The 289-nt window shown below is 63.3% G+C and carries 1 protein-coding gene; it reads right to left on the reverse strand.

Annotated elements, in window-relative coordinates; genetic code table 11:
- On the reverse strand, positions 1 to 289 hold a 289-nt coding region (locus EN859_RS37280; protein ID WP_135913751.1), incomplete at both ends, for an aldo/keto reductase.

A 289-nucleotide genomic window follows, 5' to 3' on the forward strand; every position in this document is an offset into this window, starting at 1 on the left:
TCTCTTCATTGATCAAAGGCCCTATCTCGCGCTCGAGATCGCGGCCGGCGATCGAGTAGTAGGACTGGATGGTCTCGAAGCGGGCAAAACCCTTGCGCTCGGCAATGCCCAGCGCCTTCGCGATGCGCCCGGCCCGCCAGTTGGAGACGCCGACATAGCGCACCTTGCCGCTGGCGACGAGATCGTCGAGCGCGCGCAGCGTCTCGTCGATCGGCGTCACCGTATCGGTGCCGTGCAACTGATAGAGATCGATATGATCGAGCTGCAGCCGCTTCAGGCTGGCGTCGAC

Origin of the sequence: Mesorhizobium sp. M00.F.Ca.ET.216.01.1.1, assembly GCF_004010325.2 — a bacterium.
Classification (GTDB): domain Bacteria; phylum Pseudomonadota; class Alphaproteobacteria; order Rhizobiales; family Rhizobiaceae; genus Mesorhizobium.